Below are 16,774 nucleotides of genomic sequence, written 5' to 3'. Positions count from 1 at the left end.
ACAGGACGTTGGTAATTTACTATTTAAAACGATAGATTATCCGTCCCCGTGTTAAATCATAGGGAGATAATTCCACAGTTACCCGATCACCCGGCAAGATCCGGATAAAATTCATCCTGATCTTACCTGAAACATGGGCAAGCACTTTATGCCCATTCTGAAGTTCTACCCGAAACATAGCGTTAGGCAGTGGTTCAATGACCGTGCCTTCCACTTCAATAACATCTTCTTTTGACATCAGGCCTTCAACCTCCTTGTTCACCAATTCATTCCCTGGGTTGGCTTAAGACCATAATCGCTCGCCTGACCTCAGCATTGCTAGGGCACTGCCCAGACATTATCTTAGCCGCAATTTCCGTAGCCACTTGATGGGTAATTCGTACGTGTTTGATGTTTTTCCTTTTAGGGTTTTCAACTTTGCGCAAGTCTCCGTCAACCAGACCTAGATAGCCATCTTCGGTGATCTCCCAGATGAGAAAGGGTCGGTTTTGATCACGACCGGCTTTCGAGTAAACTAATTGACCGATTCTTACATCCCCAATGTTCAAGCCGTACACCCCCACCCTTTGTGAACACCAAGGCTTAACTAACAATTTAGATCCGCGTCAAAATTTCTGGTCCTTTTTCCGTCACCGCGATGGTGTGTTCAAAATGAGCCGATAGTTTGCCATCTCTGGTGACAACCGTCCAACGATCTTCCTTGGTCATTACTTCAAAGGTACCCATATTCACCATGGGTTCAATGGCTAGAGTCAACCCCGGGTTCAAGCGAGGGCCACGTCCAGGTTTACCAAAATTGGGCACTTGAGGTTCTTCATGCATGCTCCTCCCGATCCCATGTCCGACATAATCGCGGACCACTGAAAATCCATTATTTTCCACGTAAGTCTGCACGGCATGCGAAATATCGGACAGGCGATTACCAACTACCGCTTGTTCAATCCCTTTGGCCAGTGATTCCTTAGTTACATTAATTAACCGTGCAGCCTCACTGGTCACCTCGCCTACCGGCAGCGTTACCGCCGCGTCTCCGTAATAGCCGCTTACGATTGCCCCGATGTCAATACTAATAATATCACCAGTTATCAATTTCCTTAAACTACTAGGAATGCCATGAACGACTTCTTCGTTAATCGAAGTACAAATACTGGCTGGAAATCCATCGTATCCCTTAAAAGCCGGGATCGCCCCACAGTGACGCATAAAGTCTTCCGCTAATTGGTCAAGCTCTTTGGTCGTCACGCCCGGTGCTACCGCCTTCTCCAGCTCAGCATGCGTCCTGGCTACCACTCGACCAGCATCGCGGAGATAGTCTAATTCCCGGTCAGACTTCAGGATGATCATGTTTATTCTCTCCCCAAGCTCAGGCAGATGTCGTTAAATACCTTTTCCAGCGCTTGATTGCCGTTGATCGTTCTCAGGATACCCTGTTGCCGATAATACGTAATCAGCGGTTCGGTTTGCCTGGTGTAAACCTCCAACCGGTTGGCTACCGTGTTGCCTGTGTCATCACTGCGCTGATACAGTTCCCCACCGCACTGGTCGCATACTCCCGGCTTGGCCGGTGGGTTAAACTCCACGTGATACGTCGCTCCACACTGCCGGCAGATGCGGCGGCCCGTCAGCCGGGCATAGAGGACCTCACTGGGTACTTCAATGTTTATTACCGCATCCAGCCGTCGGCCCAACTGGTCTAGCGTTTCCGCCAGCGCATCAGCCTGGGAAACAGTCCGGGGAAATCCATCCAGCAAAAACCCAGCCGCACAGTCGCTGGCTGATAATCTATCCCGCACGATGCCAATTGTGACATCATCAGGTACCAGCTGACCGGCTTCCATGTAGGCCTTGGCCTGCAAGCCCAATTCGGTCCCCTGCTTCATCGCCGCCCGGAACATGTCACCGGTCGAGACATGGGGAATCCCAAACCGACTCACCAGCATTGCCGCCTGAGTACCTTTGCCCGCCCCAGGTGGTCCCATCAAGATAATATTCATGGGGATCACTCCTCAACCTAAAGTGTGCGAAATTTACTTCATGAATCCCTGGTAGCTTCTAAGCAATAAGTGGGATTCTACCTGCTTCATGGTTTCCAGCGCCACACCGACCACGATTAACAGAGCAGTGCCCCCAAACCAGATCGTAGTAATCTTGGTTAAGGCGATCACGAAGTTGGGTAAGATGGCAATAAAAGCCAAGAAGATAGCCCCGGCCAGAGTGATTCTGGTCAGGACGCGGTCAATAAACTCTGCCGTCGGCCGGCCCGGCCGAATGCCGGGAATAAATCCGCCATACTTCTTCATATTATCTGCTACATCCATCGGGTTAAAGGTAACGGCGGTATAGAAGTAAGTAAAGAAGATAATCAGCAAAGCATATAGAACATTATACAACGGGGTACCAAAGTTAAAGTAATTCTGAATAAAGGTATTCAGCCAGCTGGCAGAAAACCAAGAAGCAATCGTGGCTGGAAACATCATGATCGACATCGCGAAAATAACCGGGATGACGCCCGCCTGGTTAACCCGCAGCGGTAAATGGGTGCTCTGTCCACCGTAAACCCGCCTGCCGACTACTCGCTTGGCGTACTGAACAGGGATTCTCCTCTGCCCTTCATGCATGGCTACAACGCCGGCGATCACCAGTAAGGCGATGACAACCAAGAGCAAGACATTAAAAACATTAACCGTACCAGCCACCAGATACTGCCCGATGGAAACAAGCGCCGAAGGTACCCGCGCCACGATGCCGGCGAAGATAATCAGGGAAATTCCATTGCCAATTCCCCGGTCCGTGATCATTTCCCCAATCCACATCAAGAGGGCCGTGCCCGCTGTCAGAGTTGTCGCAATGAGCAGGTAGGAACCCCAGCCGGGGTTGATCACCGCTGACTGACCCCCAATGTTATATCTACCCAGAGCAACCGCCATGCCTAAAGCCTGAATAAAGCCCAGAATTACAGTACCATAACGGGTATATTGGGTGATCTTCTTGCGGCCTTCTTCTCCTTCTTTGGCCAGTTTTTCCAAGGCTGGAACAACCACCGTTAACAACTGCATAATAATCGATGCATTGATGTATGGGGTGATGCTCATCGCAAATACCGTAAAACGCTTAAATGCCCCACCGGAAATTACGTCGAAGAAACCAAAGAGCTGCCCTTTCATCAATTCCTCAATGATGTTCGTGTTAATACCCGGCACGGGTACATGCGCTCCGATCCGAAAGACCAAGAACATGATCAAGGTAAAAATAATTTTTTGCCGTAGGTCACTTAGCTTCCACGCCGTTTTCAGTGAGTCAAGCACCTACATCACCTCAACTTTACCGCCAGCGGCCACGATCTTTTCCGCTGCTGCCTGACTGACCCCATGCACCTTAACCGTCAAGGCCCGCTCAAGTTCGCCGGTGGCCAGGATCTTGACTCCGTCCTTAATATTCTTGATTACACCAGCCTTTTTTAAGAGTTCGGGTGTAACCACCGTGCCGTCTTCAAACCTGTTGAGATCTCTGACATTGATCACTACCAGTTCTTTCTTGAACTTGTTGTTAAATCCTCGCTTCGGCGTTCGGCGTTGCAGCGGCATTTGTCCGCCTTCAAAACCCGGCCTTACTCCTCCACCGGAGCGAGCTTTCTGGCCCTTGTGTCCACGACCAGCCGTTTTACCCAGACCGGAACCAATCCCGCGCCCCTTGCGCGTTGGTTCCCGACGTGCACCTGGCGCCGGCTTGAGTTCATGCAATTTCATCATGTACACCTCCTCAGGCTTCTCATTCCTTTAAGACAACTGAGCTGGTTATTAGGCTTCGATTTCCTGCACAACCACTAAATGCTCGACTTTTCGAATCATTCCTCTTATTTCAGGAGTATCGTTCTGCACCACGGTGTGATGAAGTTTCTTCAGTCCTAGAGCCTGAATGACTAGCCGCTGATTTTCCGGATAGCCAATCGTGCTCTTGACCCAGGTAATCTTCAGTTTATTGGCCATCGCTGCTTCCTCCTAACCTATCAGTTCCTCCACCGTCTTCCCGCGCAGCTTCGCCACCTGCTCCGCCCGCTTCAAGCCCTTTAGACCCTCTAATGTAGCTCTGACCATGTTATTCGCATTGGAGGATCCCAGAGATTTCGTTAAGATATCCTTAATGCCGGCCAGTTCAAGAACTGCCCGCACCGGACCACCGGCAATGACCCCGGTACCGGGAGAAGCAGGCTTCAGTATAACAGCACCGGCCCCAAAATGACCAACGATCTCGTGAGGAATCGTAGTTCCAACCAGGGGTACCTCGATCAGGTTTTTCTTCGCGTCCTCAATCCCTTTACGAATCGCTTCTGGTACCTCACCAGCCTTGCCCAAACCGGCGCCAACATGACCCTGTCCATCACCAACTACTACCAAGGCGCTAAAGCTAAACCGCCGACCACCTTTAACAACTTTAGCTACCCGGTTGATGCTGACAACCTTCTCACTCAGTTCTAACCCTGTCGCATCTATTCTAGCCATCTATGCTTGTACTCCCTCCTTTTCTTGGATTCTAGAATTCCAACCCGGCTTCCCGAGCCGCTTCCGCCAAGGCGGCGATCCGACCATGATAAATATTACCGCCGCGGTCAAACACCACACGAGTAATGCCTTTCTCCATCGCCTTCTTCGCGATCAATTCTCCGACCAGCCGTGCCGCCTCAATGTTACCCCCGTAGGTAATCTTATCTTTTAATGCCGGGTCGAGGGTTGAGGCCGCGACTAGGGTTGTTCCGTTGGTGTCATTAATAATCTGGGCATAAATATGTTTGAGGCTGCGGTAAACAGACAAGCGAGGGCGCTCCTCCGTGCCAAAAATTTTCTTTCTCACCCGCAGGTGTTTTTTATTCCGCACCTCTTGGCGATTTATCTTCTTGAACAACTACGTTCACCCCTTCCGTACCAGCAGTAGCAATATTGTAAGCTCAAACCTACTTCTTACCTTTACCGCCCGTCTTACCAACCTTGCGAAGAATCTTTTCGCCTTCGTATCTGATCCCTTTGCCCTTATAAGGTTCAGGCTCGCGGACGGCACGGATTTTCGCCGCCAGAGCGCCAACCTGCTCCTTATCAATACCCTTAACCAGGATCTTGGTCGGTGCCGGCACTTCAATCTCCAAGCCCGTCTGCGGTTCTATTTCAACTGGGTGCGAATAACCCACGGTTAGGACCAGCTTGTTACCTTGTTTGGCCGCCCGATAACCTACCCCGACCACTTCCAGTGATTTCTGAAACCCTTTCGTTACTCCTTCAACCATATTATTGAGCAAGGTCCGACTCAAGCCATGCAGTGAGCGGTGTTTTTTTTCATCGCTTGCTCGAGTGACCCGCAGGGTTTTTCCCTCAAGAATAATCTGCATTTCTTTGGGAAACTCACGCCTCAGTTGACCTTTTGGCCCTTTAACCGTTACGACATTTCCTTCAATTTTCACTTCTACTCCGTCAGGCACGCTGATGGGCAATTTACCAATTCGGGACATCCCGTACACCTCCTACCAGACATAGCAAATGACCTCGCCGCCCAGCCCTTCTTTCCGAGCCTGCTTGTCGGTCATAATGCCTTTTGATGTCGAGATAATGGCGATGCCCAATCCACCCAGTACCCGAGGAATTTCATCCTTCTTGGCATATACCCGCAGGCCGGGTTTACTGATTCGCTTCAAACCAGTAATTACTTTTTCCCGGTTGGGGCCATACTTGAGGTACAGGCGAATTATTCCTTGCTTACCATCATCAATATATTCGTAATCACGGATGAAGCCTTCCTGTTTGAAGATTTCGGCCAATGCTTTCTTCATTTTAGAAGCTGGTACCTCTACCTTTTCATGATAAACCGTATTGGCATTGCGGATTCTGGTCAGAAAGTCCGCGATTGGGTCGGTCATAACCATTTAATTATTACCTCCTTTCCCTTCGGGCTACCAACTGGCCTTGGTCACGCCGGGAATTTCGCCCTTATAGGCCAATTCGCGGAAACAAATACGGCACATACCGAACTTACGCATATAAGCATGCGGGCGTCCGCACAGCTTGCATCTGGTGTAGGCCCTGACTTTAAACTTAGGTGGTCGCTGTTGTTTGGCAATCATCGATTTCTTCGCCATCGTCTTCCCTCCTTACTGGCTGATGTGGGCATCACTGCAATTAGGCTTCTCTAAACGGCATCCCTAATAGCCGTAGCAGTTCTCGCGCTTCTTCATCGGTTTTCGCGGTAGTCACAAACACCACGTTCATGCCGCGCAATTTATCAATTTTATCATACTCTATTTCGGGGAAGATCAGTTGTTCACGTAAGCCAAGGGTATAATTGCCCCGACCATCAAAGCCCTTTGGTGAAACACCACGGAAATCACGCACCCGCGGTAAAGCAACATTGATTAATTTATCTACGAACTCGTACATCCGACTTCCCCGTAAAGTGACCTTACAGCCGATGGACATACCAGCCCGCAACTTGAAGCCTGCGATCGACTTTTTGGCCTTGGTCACAATGGGCTTTTGGCCAGAAATCTTGGTTAAATCACTGACTGCTGCATCCAGTGCCTTGGGATTTTGAATAGCCTCACCAACACCCATGTTGATGACCACTTTTTCCAGCTTGGGGATCTGCATTATGTTCTTATACCCAAACTTTTTCATCATGGCTGCGGCCACGTCGTTCTGGTATTTTTCTTTCAGTCTTGGCACTTCCGTCGCCATAACTTTCCTCCTTTCCTCGAAAACTAAGCGTCAATCAATTCTCCACACTTGCGGCAGGCTCGCACATACTTGTCATCGAGTAGTTTTTTGGCCACCCGCGTTGGTCTCTGGCATTTACTGCACACCAGCATCACGTTGGAACTGGCGATTGAACCTTCCTTCTCCACGATTCCACCCTGCGGGAGTGCCCGGGTTGGTTTGGTATGCTTCTTGGTAATGTTAACGCCCTCAACGATGATCCGTTGCTTCTTTGGGTTTACCTCCAGGACCTTACCACGCTTTCCCGCGTCCTTACCGGTGATCACCAGGACAGTATCGCCCTTTTTTACATGTACTTTGGGAGTTGTCACCTAACTCACCTCCGTCTGAGTGACTTCTTGTTCCAAAATATTGACCAGAATTATAGCACCTCAGGAGCCAGGGAGATAATTTTCATGAAATCCTTATCCCGCAGTTCCCGGGCCACTGGTCCGAAGATCCGAGTCCCCCGGGGGTTGTTCTGGTCATTGATAATTACCGCGGCGTTTTCACTAAACCGGATATAAGAGCCATCTGGACGTCTGATTTCTTTTTTTGTTCTTACTACAACAGCGCGGACTACGTCTCCTTTTTTAACCACGCCTCCTGGCGTTGCTTCTTTAACAGAAGCGATGATTATATCCCCAACCGAGGCATAGCGCCGTAGTGAGCCACCCATGACTCGAATGCACATCAGTTTTTTCGCGCCAGTGTTATCGCCAACTTTAAGAATGGTTTGAGGTTGAATCACTAAAATAACCTCCTTTCACCAGAAATAATGTTAAAACTAGCAATTACACGCGTTGTGCTTTTTCAAGAATAGTGACTACCCGCCAGCGTTTTTCCCGGCTTATCGGACGGGTCTCCATGATCTGGACCTTGTCGCCAACACTGCACTGGTTATTCTCATCGTGCGCCTTAAACTTCTTGGTCCGCCGGACTGTTTTACCATAAAGCGGATGCCGCGTCAACGTCTCCACGGCTACCACCACGGTCTTATCCATCTTATCGCTGACCACAGTCCCAATCCGTGTTTTTCTCTGTGCCCGTTCTTCCACAAATGCAAACCTCCTTTGCTGGCCTTATCAAATTACCCAAACCAATACGCTCTAGTTAATCCCCTTTTTACCGGCCAATTCGCGTTCCTTCAAAATCGTTTGTACGCGAGCGATATTTCGCCTTACTTCCCGTATTCGCATGGGATTGTCCAGTTGGTTGGTCGCCATTTGAAAGCGTAATTTAAACAGTTCATCTTTAAAATCATGCAGCTTGCGCACCAATTCATCATTGGTCAGATCGCGCATCTTGTTAGCTTTCATTAGCATCACCACCCACCTCTTCTCTTTTCACGACCTTGCACTTAACTGGTAGCTTATGCGACGCTAATCGCAAAGCCTCACGAGCAACTTCCTCAGACACACCTGATAGTTCAAACATCACTCGCCCGGGTTTCACCACGGCTACCCAGTACTCGGGCGCCCCTTTACCACTACCCATCCGGGTCTCAGCCGGTTTGGCGGTAACTGGTTTATCTGGAAAAATCTTGATCCACACTTTTCCTCCCCGCTTGATGTAACGGGTCATGGCGATCCGGGCCGCCTCGATCTGACGACTGGTGATCCAGCACGGCTCCAACGCCTGGAGACCAAATTCACCGTAGGAAACCTGGTTTCCCCTCGTGGCTTTACCAGTCATGCGTCCCCGGTGTTGTTTACGGTACTTTACCCTCTTTGGAATCAGCATTGATTACTCTCCTCCTTCCCTCTGTCCCACAGCCGGCTTGGCTTTGATTTCGGGAAGTACTTCTCCCTTGTAGAGCCATACCTTAACCCCAATTTTACCGTAGGTTGTTTTAGCTTCAGCAAAGCCGTAGTCAACATCTGCCCGCAGAGTATGAAGGGGAACTTTACCTTCGCTGTACCACTCCGTCCGGGCGATCTCGGCTCCGGCCAGGCGGCCGGCACAGGCCACTTTAACACCCTGCGCACCAAGGCGCATCGAACGAGAAACCGCCTGCTTCATGGCCCGGCGGAAGGAAACGCGTTTTTCCAACTGCGCCGCGATATTCTCAGCCACCAGCTGGGCATCCAGTTCCGGCTTTTTGATTTCAGCAATATTCACGCTGACCTGCTTTCCCGTCATCTGCTCCAGTTCTTTCCGCAGGTTCTCAACCTCGGCTCCGCCCCGTCCAATAACGATACCTGGTTTTGCAGTATGAATACTGATCTTGACCCGATTCGCGGCCCGCTCAATTTCAATTAGGGATACTCCAGCGGCATACAGCTTCTGCTTGATGTAACGGCGGATCTTGATGTCCTCATGGAGCAACTCCTGGTAGTTCTTATCAGCATACCATTTGGAGTCCCAATCCTTGATGATCCCAATTCGCAGACCTTTTGGATGAACTTTCTGACCCACCTGGTTATCCCTCCTTCTTTTCCCTGACTACTACGGTGATGTGGCTGGTCCTTCGGCGCATCAAATCGGCACGGCCTTGTGCTCGCGGCTTGTATCGCTTCAGGGTCGGCCCCTGATCAACATAAATCGCGGCAATGTATAAATCATCTTTGTTCATGTCGTAATTATGCTCGGCGTTCGCGGCCGCAGACTTAACCACCTTTTCGATAGACTTGGCTGCCATTTGGGGAATAAACTTTAAAATTGCCAGAGCTTCGTTGAGGGCTTTCCCCCGAATCAAATCGACAACCAGTCTCGCTTTACGCGGAGAAATACGGATATATTTAGCGACTGCCTTTGCTTCCATACAATTACCCCCTCTCCAGCCCTATTTCAGCGCTGTTGATCTCTCTGTGTGCGCTCCATGTCCTTTGAAATGTCGGGTAGGAACAAATTCACCCAGCTTATGTCCGACCATATCTTCCGTGATATATACCGGGACATGTTTTTTTCCATCGTATACCGCCAGAGTATGTCCGATCATCTGGGGAAAAATCGTTGAACGGCGAGACCAGGTCTTAATTACTCTCTTTTCGCCACGCTCGTTCATATCCTCAACTTTCTTTAAGAGTTTCTCATCAACATAGGGCCCCTTTTTGAGCGATCTTGCCATTCAGTCGTCTGCCTCCCTTCTACTTAGTTATTATGGGTTAGCGTCAATTACTTACTACTTACTTCGTTTTTTAACAATCAATCGATCAGAAGGCTTTTTCTTTCTGGTTTTGCCACCAATCGCCGGTTTACCCCAGGGAGTCACTGGCGTTTTGCGACCGATCGGCGAACGACCTTCTCCACCGCCGTGCGGATGGTCTACCGGGTTCATCACCACTCCACGGACCGTTGGTCGAATCCCCAGCCAGCGTTTGCGCCCGGCTTTACCAATGGTGATATTCTCATGCTCCAGATTCCCTACCTGACCAATGGTCGCCTTACAACGAATATGCACCAGGCGAACTTCACCAGAAGGCATCCGGATGTGCGCATAGTCTCCTTCCTTCGCCATCAACTGCGCCGCCCCACCAGCGGAACGCACCATTTGGCCGCCTTTTCCCGGCTTCATCTCGATGTTATGGATCATGGTTCCAACCGGGATGTTCTTTAATGGTAAGGCGTTCCCAATCTTAATATCGGCTTCTGGTCCGGAGATAATCTTATCGCCTATTTTTAGTCCGTGCGGCGCAATAATATATCGTTTCTCTCCGTCAGCGTAGTGGAGCAGAGCGATATTTGCCGTGCGGTTGGGATCGTACTCAATGGTGGCCACCCGAGCGGGAATCCCGTCTTTATCCCGCTTAAAATCGATCCGGCGATACATCCGCTTGTGACCGCCACCACGGTGTCGAACCGTCAATCTCCCCTGCGCGTTACGACCACCTGTCTTCTTTAAGGGTTCAAGCAGCGACTTTTCCGGGGTTGTAGCCGTAATTTCTTCAAAAGTTAAGACCGTCATCGCCCGTCTCCCTGGCGAAGTCGGCTTAAATTTCTTCACACCCATTAATAGTTCCCTCCTTTGCTTCGGGTTGGGAGTCGATGTTATAGTCCGTCAAAGAGCGGAATTTTGTCACCGGCCTTGAGAGTGACAATCGCCTTTTTCCGATCAGGCGTCTTCCCCTGATATCTGCCCACTCTCTTTAGCTTGCCTTTCACGATCATCGTGCGTACATCGGTAACTTTAACTTTAAATAATTCTTCGACCGCATGTTTAATTTCAATTTTGTTGGCATTTTTGTCCACAAAAAAGGTATATTTGTTTTCAGCTAAGAGATTGGTGGCTTTTTCGGTAATCACCGGTTTAATTAACACATCTCGGGGGTTACGCATTAGCCAGCACCTCCTCTACTCTAGCCACCGCATCTTTCGTCATGATCAGTTTGTCGTGCGCCAGAATATCGTAAACATTCAGCCCCACCGCTACCAGCGGGAGAATACCCGGAATATTACGGGCTGATTTTTCTACGTTTTCATTAGCTTGCGCCGTAACAATCAACGCTTTGCGATCAACCTTCAGCGCGTTCAGAATGCGAACCATGTCTTTAGTTTTCGGCCGGTTCATGGTCAGGTCATCGAGTACAATCAGGTCACCGCTCTTCACTTTCGCTGACAGAGCTGATTTCAACGCCAGACGGCGGACTTTACGCGGTAGCGAATACCTGTATTCGCGCGGCTTAGGTCCAAAAATAATCCCGCCTTTACGCCACAGCGGTGAACGGATACTCCCCGCCCGGGCACGACCGGTTCCTTTTTGCCGCCATGGTTTTTTTCCACCACCGGCTACTTCCGCCCGCGTCTTTGTGGAGGCCGTACCCCGACGAAGGCTGGCCAACTGCATAACCACGGTTTCATGGAGAACAGCTTCATTCGGTTCAATCCCGAAGATTTCGTCCCGCAGCTCTATTTCCCCCACCTGGTTACCTTCTATATTAAATACAGCTACTTTCGGCATGTTTTGTTCCTCCTTTCCCGCCTGTCGGTCTAAGCTTTGACCGAGCTCTTGATGACCAAGAGACTCTTTTTCGGCCCGGGAACAGCCCCTTTAATCAGCATTAAGTTGCGCTCAGCATCTACTCGTACGACTTCCAGGTTTTGCACGGTTACTCGTTCTCCGCCGGTCCGTCCTGGTAGTTTACGGCCCTTGAAGACCCGGGCCGGTCCTTTAGCTCCCAGCGAACCCGGTCGCCGATGATACTTCGAACCGTGCTTCATAGGTCCACGGTGGAAGCCGTGCCGCTTAATGCCCCCGGCAAAACCCTTACCCTTGGAAGTTCCGACCACATCAACGTGTTCTCCAGCGGTGAAAATATCTACGCCAAATTCCTGTCCAACCTGATAATCCTCCACATTATCCACACGAAATTCGCGAATATGTCTCAGGGGCTTAACCTGCGCCCGGGCAAAGTGCCCTTTTAATGGCTTGTTTACTAAGTTTTCGCGAATAGCCCCAAACCCCACCTGAATAGCGTTATAGCCATCAGACTGCATAGTCTTCTTCTGCAGAACGACACAAGGACCCGCCTCAACTACGGTCACCGGGATCATTTTCCCTTGTGGGTCAAAGATTTGGGTCATTCCCAGCTTCTTCCCCAAGATGCCCTTGGACATATTAACACCTCCTATACGAAACTTATTCTACACTACAGTTTAATCTCAATATCCACGCCCGCTGGCAGGTCCAATCTCATCAGCGCGTCAACGGTTTTGGGTGTCGGTTCCATAATATCAATCAAACGCTTGTGAGTCCGCATCTCAAACTGCTCGCGCGAATCCTTGTTCACGTGGGGAGATCGCAAGATTGTGTAAATATTTTTCTCGGTCGGTAGCGGGATCGGTCCGGAGACTTGTGCCCCAGTCCTCTTAGCCGTTTCGACTATTTTCAGCGCCGATTGGTCGAGGATCTGGTGGTCAAATGCCTTGAGACGGATCCGAATCTTTTGCTTACTCATCCGAAATTCCCTCCCTTTCACCAATCGATAAACAAAAATGATAAACAGACTTGCTCCCTTTTTCAAGGGAGCAGTCCCCAGCGTTAGCCTTACCTAGCTTGTCGATTATTAATATCCACCTATTCAATGACCCCGGTAACCACACCAGCGCCAACCGTCCGGCCGCCTTCCCGAATCGCGAATCTTAAACCCTCTTCGATGGCGATCGGGGTGATCAACTCGATGGTCATCCGGATGTTGTCTCCCGGCATAACCATTTCTACGCCCTCAGGCAGGGTAACTACGCCCGTTACATCAGTCGTCCGGAAATAAAACTGTGGCCGATACCCGTTGAAAAACGGTGTGTGCCGTCCACCTTCTTCTTTCGTCAGAACGTAGACTTCCGACTGAAACTTGGTGTGCGGTTTGATCGAGCCCGGTTTGGCCAGCACCATCCCCCGCTCTACTTCTTTCCGCTCCACGCCCCGCAGCAGGGTTCCAATGTTGTCTCCAGCTACCGCCTGGTCTAATAGCTTCCGGAACATTTCTACCCCAGTACACACCGTCTTCCGGGTGGCTTCCCGTAAACCAACGATTTCTACTTCATCCCCTACCTTGACGGTCCCCCGCTCGACCCGACCAGTCGCTACGGTGCCCCGTCCAGTTATGGTAAAAACATCCTCCACCGGCATCAAGAACGGTTTATCTACATCCCGCTCCGGAATCGGCACGTATTCATCAACGGCATCCATCAAGGCCCAAATCCGACTGCAGTGCGGGCATTCCCGACTCCCACAGCCACACTCTAACGCCTTTAGGGCCGACCCGGGAATTACCGGAATGTCGTCACCCGGAAATTCATATTCATTCAATAGATCCCGCACTTCCATTTCGACCAGTTCCATCAATTCAGGATCGTCTACCATGTCAGCTTTATTCAGGAAAACAACGATGTAAGGCACGCCAACTTGCCGTGCCAGCAGGATGTGTTCACGGGTCTGCGGCATCGGTCCATCAGCCGCTGACACTACCAGAATGGCTCCGTCCATTTGGGCAGCACCAGTGATCATGTTCTTGACGTAGTCGGCGTGACCTGGGCAGTCCACGTGGGCGTAGTGCCGATTGGCAGTTTCGTACTCGACATGGGCGGTCGAGATGGTGATCCCTCTTTCTTTTTCTTCTGGTGCCTTGTCGATCTGGTCATAAGCCGTCGGTACCGCGCCGCCCACTTTGGACAACACATAGGTGATTGCCGCGGTCAAAGTGGTCTTGCCATGGTCAACGTGGCCAATCGTGCCCACATTCACGTGAGGTTTGGTTCTTTCAAATTTTTTCTTAGCCATGAGCTATCCTTCCTTTCTTATAAACACAGTTCTTTTTCAATAACGGATGTAATATTTGATAGAGATATTAAGAAAATCCGTAGCGCTTAGCCAGAATCTTTTCCGTAACGTGATTCGGCACTTCTTCATAGTGGGAAAACTGCATTACATAATTGCCTCTTCCCTGTGTTCGCGAACGCAAGTCTGTCGCATAACCAAACATCTCTGCCATGGGAACATATCCTTGCACCACCTGAACATCACCGCGTGGTTCAAATCCCTGCACTCGACCGCGCCGGCTATTAAGGTCGGCGATGACATCACCCAGGTACTCCTCAGGAACGATAATTTCAATCTTCCCGATCGGCTCTAAGAGCACCGCGTCAGCCTTTTCAATCGCATTGCGGAAAGCCATTGAACCCGCGATTTTAAAGGCGATTTCCGAAGAATCGACCTCGTGGTAGGAACCATCCACCAGGTTTACGCGAACATCAACCACGGGATAACCCGCCAGAACACCATTCTCCATAGCTTCCTTGACCCCAGCCTCAACCGCCGGGATATACTCCCGTGGTACTGCCCCGCCAACAATCTTGTTGACAAACTCAAAACCTTGACCTGGTTCCAGGGGCTCGACTTCTAGCCAGACATGACCGTATTGACCGCGGCCACCTGTTTGCCGGACAAAACGGCCTTCCGCCTTAACCACCTTTTTGATGGATTCGCGGTATGCTACCTGCGGTTTACCAACGTTGGCATTTACCTTAAAGTCACGGAGCAAGCGATCAGTAATGATCTCCAGGTGCAGCTCGCCCATGCCAGAAATGATCGTCTGGCCTGTTTCTGGGTCCACGTGAATTTTAAAGGTCGGGTCTTCTTCCGATAGTTTCTGCAAGGCTGTCCCCATTCTGTCCTGGTCAGCCTTGCTCTTGGGCTCAATCGCCACTGAAATTACGGGGGCAGGAAACTGCATGGACTCCAGAATAATCGGCTTTTTTTCATCACACAGTGTATCGCCGGTGGTCGTATCTTTCAATCCCACCGCCGCCGCGATGTCTCCAGTGCAAACCTCAAATATTTCTTCGCGGTGGTTGGCATGCATCTGGAGAATGCGACCAATCCGTTCCCGTTTACCACGCGTTGAGTTATAAACATATGAGCCCGATTGCAGTGTTCCCGAATACACTCTAAAGAAGGTCAGTTTACCTACATACGGGTCAGCCATGATCTTAAAGGCCAGGGCGGAAAAGGCTTCATCATCACTGGAGAATCGCTCATGTTCCAGCCCGGTGGCGGGGTCAATTCCCCGCACTGCTGGGATATCAGTCGGTGCTGGCAAATAATCAACCACGGCATCCAGCAGGGGTTGCACCCCTTTATTTTTAAAGGAAGACCCGCAGAGAACCGGGATCACTTTAACCGCGATGGTTGCCTTACGGATGCCCTGTTTGATTTCTTCCACTGTAAGTTCCTGGCCTTCCAGGTATTTCACCATTAACTCTTCATCGCTCTCTGCAACGGCTTCGAGCAGCTTTTCTCGGTAGAACGCGGCCTGTTCAACCAGTTCCGGCGGGATGGCCGTTTCCTCGCTAACTGTCCCTAAATCATCAAGATAGACAATGGCCGTATTTTTTACCAGGTCAATGATCCCGACAAAATTCTCTTCCGCGCCAATTGGCAATTGTATGGGTACCGCATTGGCCCCTAAGCGTTTAGAAATCATGTCCACCCCGCGGAAGAAATCAGCCCCAACCCGGTCCATCTTGTTCATGTAAGCGATCCTAGGGACGCCATACTTGTCTGCCTGCCGCCACACGGTTTCTGATTGTGGCTCAACTCCCGCCACTGAACAAAATACGGCAACCGCGCCGTCTAACACCCGCAGAGACCGCTCCACCTCCACAGTGAAGTCCACGTGCCCTGGCGTGTCGATAATATTTATGCGGTGATCCTTCCAGTAACAAGTCGTCGCAGCGGAAGTAATAGTGATCCCACGTTCCTGCTCCTGAACCATCCAGTCCATGGTCGCAGCGCCGTCATGTACTTCGCCCATCCGGTGTACGCGCCCAGTATAAAAAAGAATTCTCTCGGTTGTAGTCGTCTTACCCGCGTCAATATGCGCCATTATACCAATATTGCGGGTTCTTTCCAATGGATGTGCTCTTGCCACTATTATCCTCCTTTCTGCATAAAATTATAGCCTTAGCCCAGGGCACCAGGCTGTATTGCTGTCAAAATCACCGTCTTTTTCTGCTATCAAACTACCTCTGGCCCGTGCAGGTAGAGCCAGCCTCCTCTTACCACCGGTAGTGAGCGAAGGCCTTGTTTGCCTCGGCCATCTTATGCGTATCCTCACGCTTTTTCACTGCACCGCCGGTATTGTTAGCCGCATCCATTAACTCGGCAGCTAACTTCTGTTCCATGCTCTTTTCTCCCCGTTTACGGGCATAGTTTACAATCCACCTGATGGCTAAAGCCTGTCGGCGCTCCGGTCGAACTTCTACCGGCACCTGATAGTTGGCTCCCCCAACCCGTCTGGCCTTGACTTCCAGGATGGGCATGACGTTTTTCATCGCCTGTTCGAACACCTCAAGTGGATTCTTGCCGGTTTTGTTCTTGATAATTTCCATAGCGTTATAGGTGATCCGTTCGGCAAGGCTCTTCTTGCCCTTCAACATCACCTGGTTAATCAACTTGGTAAGAACTACACTGTTGTAAATTGGATCAGGAAGCACCTCGCGCTTAGGTACGGGACCCTTTCGCGGCATCTTTTTCCCCCCTTTTACCAGATAAATCCAGTTTAATCAGTTTAATTAATTTTAATTAATTATAGAGAAATATT

Annotated in this window: 29 protein-coding genes; all 29 read right to left on the bottom strand. The window is 50.3% G+C overall.

Features of this window, described 5'->3' with window-relative positions; translation table 11 throughout:
* Positions 1 to 19 precede the first annotated feature (19 nt).
* Entirely contained in the window at positions 20 to 238 is a 219-nt protein-coding gene (infA, locus tag HPY81_06075; GenBank protein NPV27016.1) for a translation initiation factor IF-1, read from the bottom strand.
* Between the two features lie 28 nt (positions 239 to 266).
* The gene (locus tag HPY81_06070) at positions 267 to 542 is read right to left on the bottom strand and encodes an RNA-binding protein (protein ID NPV27015.1); all 276 of its coding nucleotides are present in this window, start codon (positions 540 to 542) and stop codon (positions 267 to 269) included.
* Positions 543 to 594: 52 nt separating this feature from the next.
* Positions 595 to 1,344, bottom strand: a complete 750-nt coding sequence (map, locus tag HPY81_06065; GenBank protein ID NPV27014.1) for a type I methionyl aminopeptidase — start codon at positions 1,342 to 1,344, stop codon at positions 595 to 597.
* A gap of 2 nt (positions 1,345 to 1,346) precedes the next feature.
* A complete protein-coding gene (locus HPY81_06060) occupies positions 1,347 to 1,994 on the bottom strand; it encodes an adenylate kinase (protein ID NPV27013.1) in 648 nt (215 codons plus the stop codon).
* Positions 1,995 to 2,027: 33 nt separating this feature from the next.
* Positions 2,028 to 3,305, bottom strand: coding sequence for a preprotein translocase subunit SecY (secY, locus tag HPY81_06055; protein ID NPV27012.1), 1,278 nt, complete (start codon positions 3,303 to 3,305; stop codon positions 2,028 to 2,030).
* Positions 3,306 to 3,746, bottom strand: coding sequence for a 50S ribosomal protein L15 (gene rplO, locus HPY81_06050; protein ID NPV27011.1), 441 nt, complete (start codon positions 3,744 to 3,746; stop codon positions 3,306 to 3,308).
* A gap of 51 nt (positions 3,747 to 3,797) precedes the next feature.
* Positions 3,798 to 3,986, bottom strand: a complete 189-nt coding sequence (rpmD, locus tag HPY81_06045) for a 50S ribosomal protein L30 (GenBank protein NPV27010.1) — start codon at positions 3,984 to 3,986, stop codon at positions 3,798 to 3,800.
* A 12-nt stretch (positions 3,987 to 3,998) separates the two neighbouring features.
* Positions 3,999 to 4,499 (bottom strand): 30S ribosomal protein S5, encoded by a 501-nt coding sequence (rpsE, locus tag HPY81_06040; GenBank protein ID NPV27009.1) that lies wholly within the window; start codon positions 4,497 to 4,499, stop codon positions 3,999 to 4,001.
* 31 nt (positions 4,500 to 4,530) lie between these two features.
* Complete coding sequence (locus HPY81_06035) at positions 4,531 to 4,899, bottom strand: 50S ribosomal protein L18 (protein NPV27008.1); 369 nt, start codon at positions 4,897 to 4,899, stop codon at positions 4,531 to 4,533.
* A 49-nt stretch (positions 4,900 to 4,948) separates the two neighbouring features.
* Entirely contained in the window at positions 4,949 to 5,497 is a 549-nt protein-coding gene (gene rplF / locus HPY81_06030) for a 50S ribosomal protein L6 (GenBank protein ID NPV27007.1), read from the bottom strand.
* A gap of 12 nt (positions 5,498 to 5,509) precedes the next feature.
* A complete protein-coding gene (gene rpsH / locus HPY81_06025) occupies positions 5,510 to 5,908 on the bottom strand; it encodes a 30S ribosomal protein S8 (protein NPV27006.1) in 399 nt (132 codons plus the stop codon).
* 27 nt (positions 5,909 to 5,935) lie between these two features.
* The gene (locus HPY81_06020; protein ID NPV27005.1) at positions 5,936 to 6,121 is read right to left on the bottom strand and encodes a type Z 30S ribosomal protein S14; all 186 of its coding nucleotides are present in this window, start codon (positions 6,119 to 6,121) and stop codon (positions 5,936 to 5,938) included.
* Positions 6,122 to 6,161: 40 nt separating this feature from the next.
* Complete coding sequence (rplE, locus tag HPY81_06015; protein ID NPV27004.1) at positions 6,162 to 6,704, bottom strand: 50S ribosomal protein L5; 543 nt, start codon at positions 6,702 to 6,704, stop codon at positions 6,162 to 6,164.
* A gap of 35 nt (positions 6,705 to 6,739) precedes the next feature.
* Complete coding sequence (locus HPY81_06010; GenBank protein NPV27003.1) at positions 6,740 to 7,066, bottom strand: 50S ribosomal protein L24; 327 nt, start codon at positions 7,064 to 7,066, stop codon at positions 6,740 to 6,742.
* Between the two features lie 50 nt (positions 7,067 to 7,116).
* Complete coding sequence (rplN, locus tag HPY81_06005) at positions 7,117 to 7,485, bottom strand: 50S ribosomal protein L14 (protein NPV27002.1); 369 nt, start codon at positions 7,483 to 7,485, stop codon at positions 7,117 to 7,119.
* Positions 7,486 to 7,528: 43 nt separating this feature from the next.
* Positions 7,529 to 7,792, bottom strand: coding sequence for a 30S ribosomal protein S17 (rpsQ, locus tag HPY81_06000; GenBank protein NPV27001.1), 264 nt, complete (start codon positions 7,790 to 7,792; stop codon positions 7,529 to 7,531).
* Between the two features lie 51 nt (positions 7,793 to 7,843).
* Positions 7,844 to 8,053, bottom strand: a complete 210-nt coding sequence (gene rpmC / locus HPY81_05995) for a 50S ribosomal protein L29 (GenBank protein NPV27000.1) — start codon at positions 8,051 to 8,053, stop codon at positions 7,844 to 7,846.
* The gene (gene rplP / locus HPY81_05990; protein ID NPV26999.1) at positions 8,043 to 8,477 is read right to left on the bottom strand and encodes a 50S ribosomal protein L16; all 435 of its coding nucleotides are present in this window, start codon (positions 8,475 to 8,477) and stop codon (positions 8,043 to 8,045) included. Before rplP ends, rpmC begins: the two co-directional genes overlap by 11 nt.
* Positions 8,478 to 8,480: 3 nt before the next feature.
* On the bottom strand, positions 8,481 to 9,152 hold the full coding sequence (rpsC, locus tag HPY81_05985) for a 30S ribosomal protein S3 (GenBank protein NPV26998.1): 672 nt from the start codon (positions 9,150 to 9,152) through the stop codon (positions 8,481 to 8,483).
* A 4-nt stretch (positions 9,153 to 9,156) separates the two neighbouring features.
* Positions 9,157 to 9,498 carry a 50S ribosomal protein L22 gene (gene rplV / locus HPY81_05980; protein ID NPV26997.1) on the bottom strand — a complete coding sequence of 114 codons (342 nt, stop codon included), beginning with the start codon at positions 9,496 to 9,498 and terminating at the stop codon, positions 9,157 to 9,159.
* 21 nt (positions 9,499 to 9,519) lie between these two features.
* Positions 9,520 to 9,804: a 30S ribosomal protein S19 gene (gene rpsS, locus HPY81_05975; protein NPV26996.1), complete on the bottom strand. Its 285-nt coding sequence runs from the start codon at positions 9,802 to 9,804 to the stop codon at positions 9,520 to 9,522.
* A gap of 54 nt (positions 9,805 to 9,858) precedes the next feature.
* Positions 9,859 to 10,686 (bottom strand): 50S ribosomal protein L2, encoded by an 828-nt coding sequence (gene rplB / locus HPY81_05970; protein NPV26995.1) that lies wholly within the window; start codon positions 10,684 to 10,686, stop codon positions 9,859 to 9,861.
* A 38-nt stretch (positions 10,687 to 10,724) separates the two neighbouring features.
* Positions 10,725 to 11,012, bottom strand: coding sequence for a 50S ribosomal protein L23 (gene rplW / locus HPY81_05965; GenBank protein NPV26994.1), 288 nt, complete (start codon positions 11,010 to 11,012; stop codon positions 10,725 to 10,727).
* Positions 11,005 to 11,634, bottom strand: coding sequence for a 50S ribosomal protein L4 (rplD, locus tag HPY81_05960; protein ID NPV26993.1), 630 nt, complete (start codon positions 11,632 to 11,634; stop codon positions 11,005 to 11,007). Before rplD ends, rplW begins: the two co-directional genes overlap by 8 nt.
* Before the next feature lie 29 nt (positions 11,635 to 11,663).
* Positions 11,664 to 12,290 (bottom strand): 50S ribosomal protein L3, encoded by a 627-nt coding sequence (gene rplC / locus HPY81_05955; protein ID NPV26992.1) that lies wholly within the window; start codon positions 12,288 to 12,290, stop codon positions 11,664 to 11,666.
* A 32-nt stretch (positions 12,291 to 12,322) separates the two neighbouring features.
* Positions 12,323 to 12,631 (bottom strand): 30S ribosomal protein S10, encoded by a 309-nt coding sequence (rpsJ, locus tag HPY81_05950; protein ID NPV26991.1) that lies wholly within the window; start codon positions 12,629 to 12,631, stop codon positions 12,323 to 12,325.
* Positions 12,632 to 12,750: 119 nt separating this feature from the next.
* Positions 12,751 to 13,953: an elongation factor Tu gene (gene tuf, locus HPY81_05945; GenBank protein NPV26990.1), complete on the bottom strand. Its 1,203-nt coding sequence runs from the start codon at positions 13,951 to 13,953 to the stop codon at positions 12,751 to 12,753.
* Positions 13,954 to 14,020: 67 nt separating this feature from the next.
* The gene (gene fusA / locus HPY81_05940) at positions 14,021 to 16,102 is read right to left on the bottom strand and encodes an elongation factor G (protein ID NPV26989.1); all 2,082 of its coding nucleotides are present in this window, start codon (positions 16,100 to 16,102) and stop codon (positions 14,021 to 14,023) included.
* A 127-nt stretch (positions 16,103 to 16,229) separates the two neighbouring features.
* The gene (gene rpsG, locus HPY81_05935) at positions 16,230 to 16,700 is read right to left on the bottom strand and encodes a 30S ribosomal protein S7 (protein ID NPV26988.1); all 471 of its coding nucleotides are present in this window, start codon (positions 16,698 to 16,700) and stop codon (positions 16,230 to 16,232) included.
* Positions 16,701 to 16,774 lie beyond the last annotated feature (74 nt).

The organism is Bacillota bacterium, assembly GCA_013178045.1.
GTDB lineage: Bacteria > Bacillota > Ch66 > Ch66 > Ch66 > Ch66.
The sequence above is the reverse complement of the archived record's forward strand: the minus strand, read 5'-3'. Positions and strand labels throughout refer to the sequence as shown.

Coding starts and splice junctions, on each gene's coding strand:
- infA (NPV27016.1), bottom strand. CDS start 238: ATGTCAAAAGAAGATGTTATTGAAGTGGAAGGCACGGTCATTGAACCA.
- map (NPV27014.1), bottom strand. CDS start 1,344: ATGATCATCCTGAAGTCTGACCGGGAATTAGACTATCTCCGCGATGCT.
- HPY81_06060 (NPV27013.1), bottom strand. CDS start 1,994: ATGAATATTATCTTGATGGGACCACCTGGGGCGGGCAAAGGTACTCAG.
- rplO (NPV27011.1), bottom strand. CDS start 3,746: ATGAAATTGCATGAACTCAAGCCGGCGCCAGGTGCACGTCGGGAACCA.
- rpmD (NPV27010.1), bottom strand. CDS start 3,986: ATGGCCAATAAACTGAAGATTACCTGGGTCAAGAGCACGATTGGCTAT.
- rpsE (NPV27009.1), bottom strand. CDS start 4,499: ATGGCTAGAATAGATGCGACAGGGTTAGAACTGAGTGAGAAGGTTGTC.
- rplF (NPV27007.1), bottom strand. CDS start 5,497: ATGTCCCGAATTGGTAAATTGCCCATCAGCGTGCCTGACGGAGTAGAA.
- rpsH (NPV27006.1), bottom strand. CDS start 5,908: ATGGTTATGACCGACCCAATCGCGGACTTTCTGACCAGAATCCGCAAT.
- HPY81_06020 (NPV27005.1), bottom strand. CDS start 6,121: ATGGCGAAGAAATCGATGATTGCCAAACAACAGCGACCACCTAAGTTT.
- rpmC (NPV27000.1), bottom strand. CDS start 8,053: ATGAAAGCTAACAAGATGCGCGATCTGACCAATGATGAATTGGTGCGC.
- rplP (NPV26999.1), bottom strand. CDS start 8,477: ATGCTGATTCCAAAGAGGGTAAAGTACCGTAAACAACACCGGGGACGC.
- rplV (NPV26997.1), bottom strand. CDS start 9,498: ATGGAAGCAAAGGCAGTCGCTAAATATATCCGTATTTCTCCGCGTAAA.
- rpsS (NPV26996.1), bottom strand. CDS start 9,804: ATGGCAAGATCGCTCAAAAAGGGGCCCTATGTTGATGAGAAACTCTTA.
- rplB (NPV26995.1), bottom strand. CDS start 10,686: ATGGGTGTGAAGAAATTTAAGCCGACTTCGCCAGGGAGACGGGCGATG.
- rplW (NPV26994.1), bottom strand. CDS start 11,012: ATGCGTAACCCCCGAGATGTGTTAATTAAACCGGTGATTACCGAAAAA.
- rplD (NPV26993.1), bottom strand. CDS start 11,634: ATGCCGAAAGTAGCTGTATTTAATATAGAAGGTAACCAGGTGGGGGAA.
- rplC (NPV26992.1), bottom strand. CDS start 12,290: ATGTCCAAGGGCATCTTGGGGAAGAAGCTGGGAATGACCCAAATCTTT.
- rpsJ (NPV26991.1), bottom strand. CDS start 12,631: ATGAGTAAGCAAAAGATTCGGATCCGTCTCAAGGCATTTGACCACCAG.
- tuf (NPV26990.1), bottom strand. CDS start 13,953: ATGGCTAAGAAAAAATTTGAAAGAACCAAACCTCACGTGAATGTGGGC.
- rpsG (NPV26988.1), bottom strand. CDS start 16,700: ATGCCGCGAAAGGGTCCCGTACCTAAGCGCGAGGTGCTTCCTGATCCA.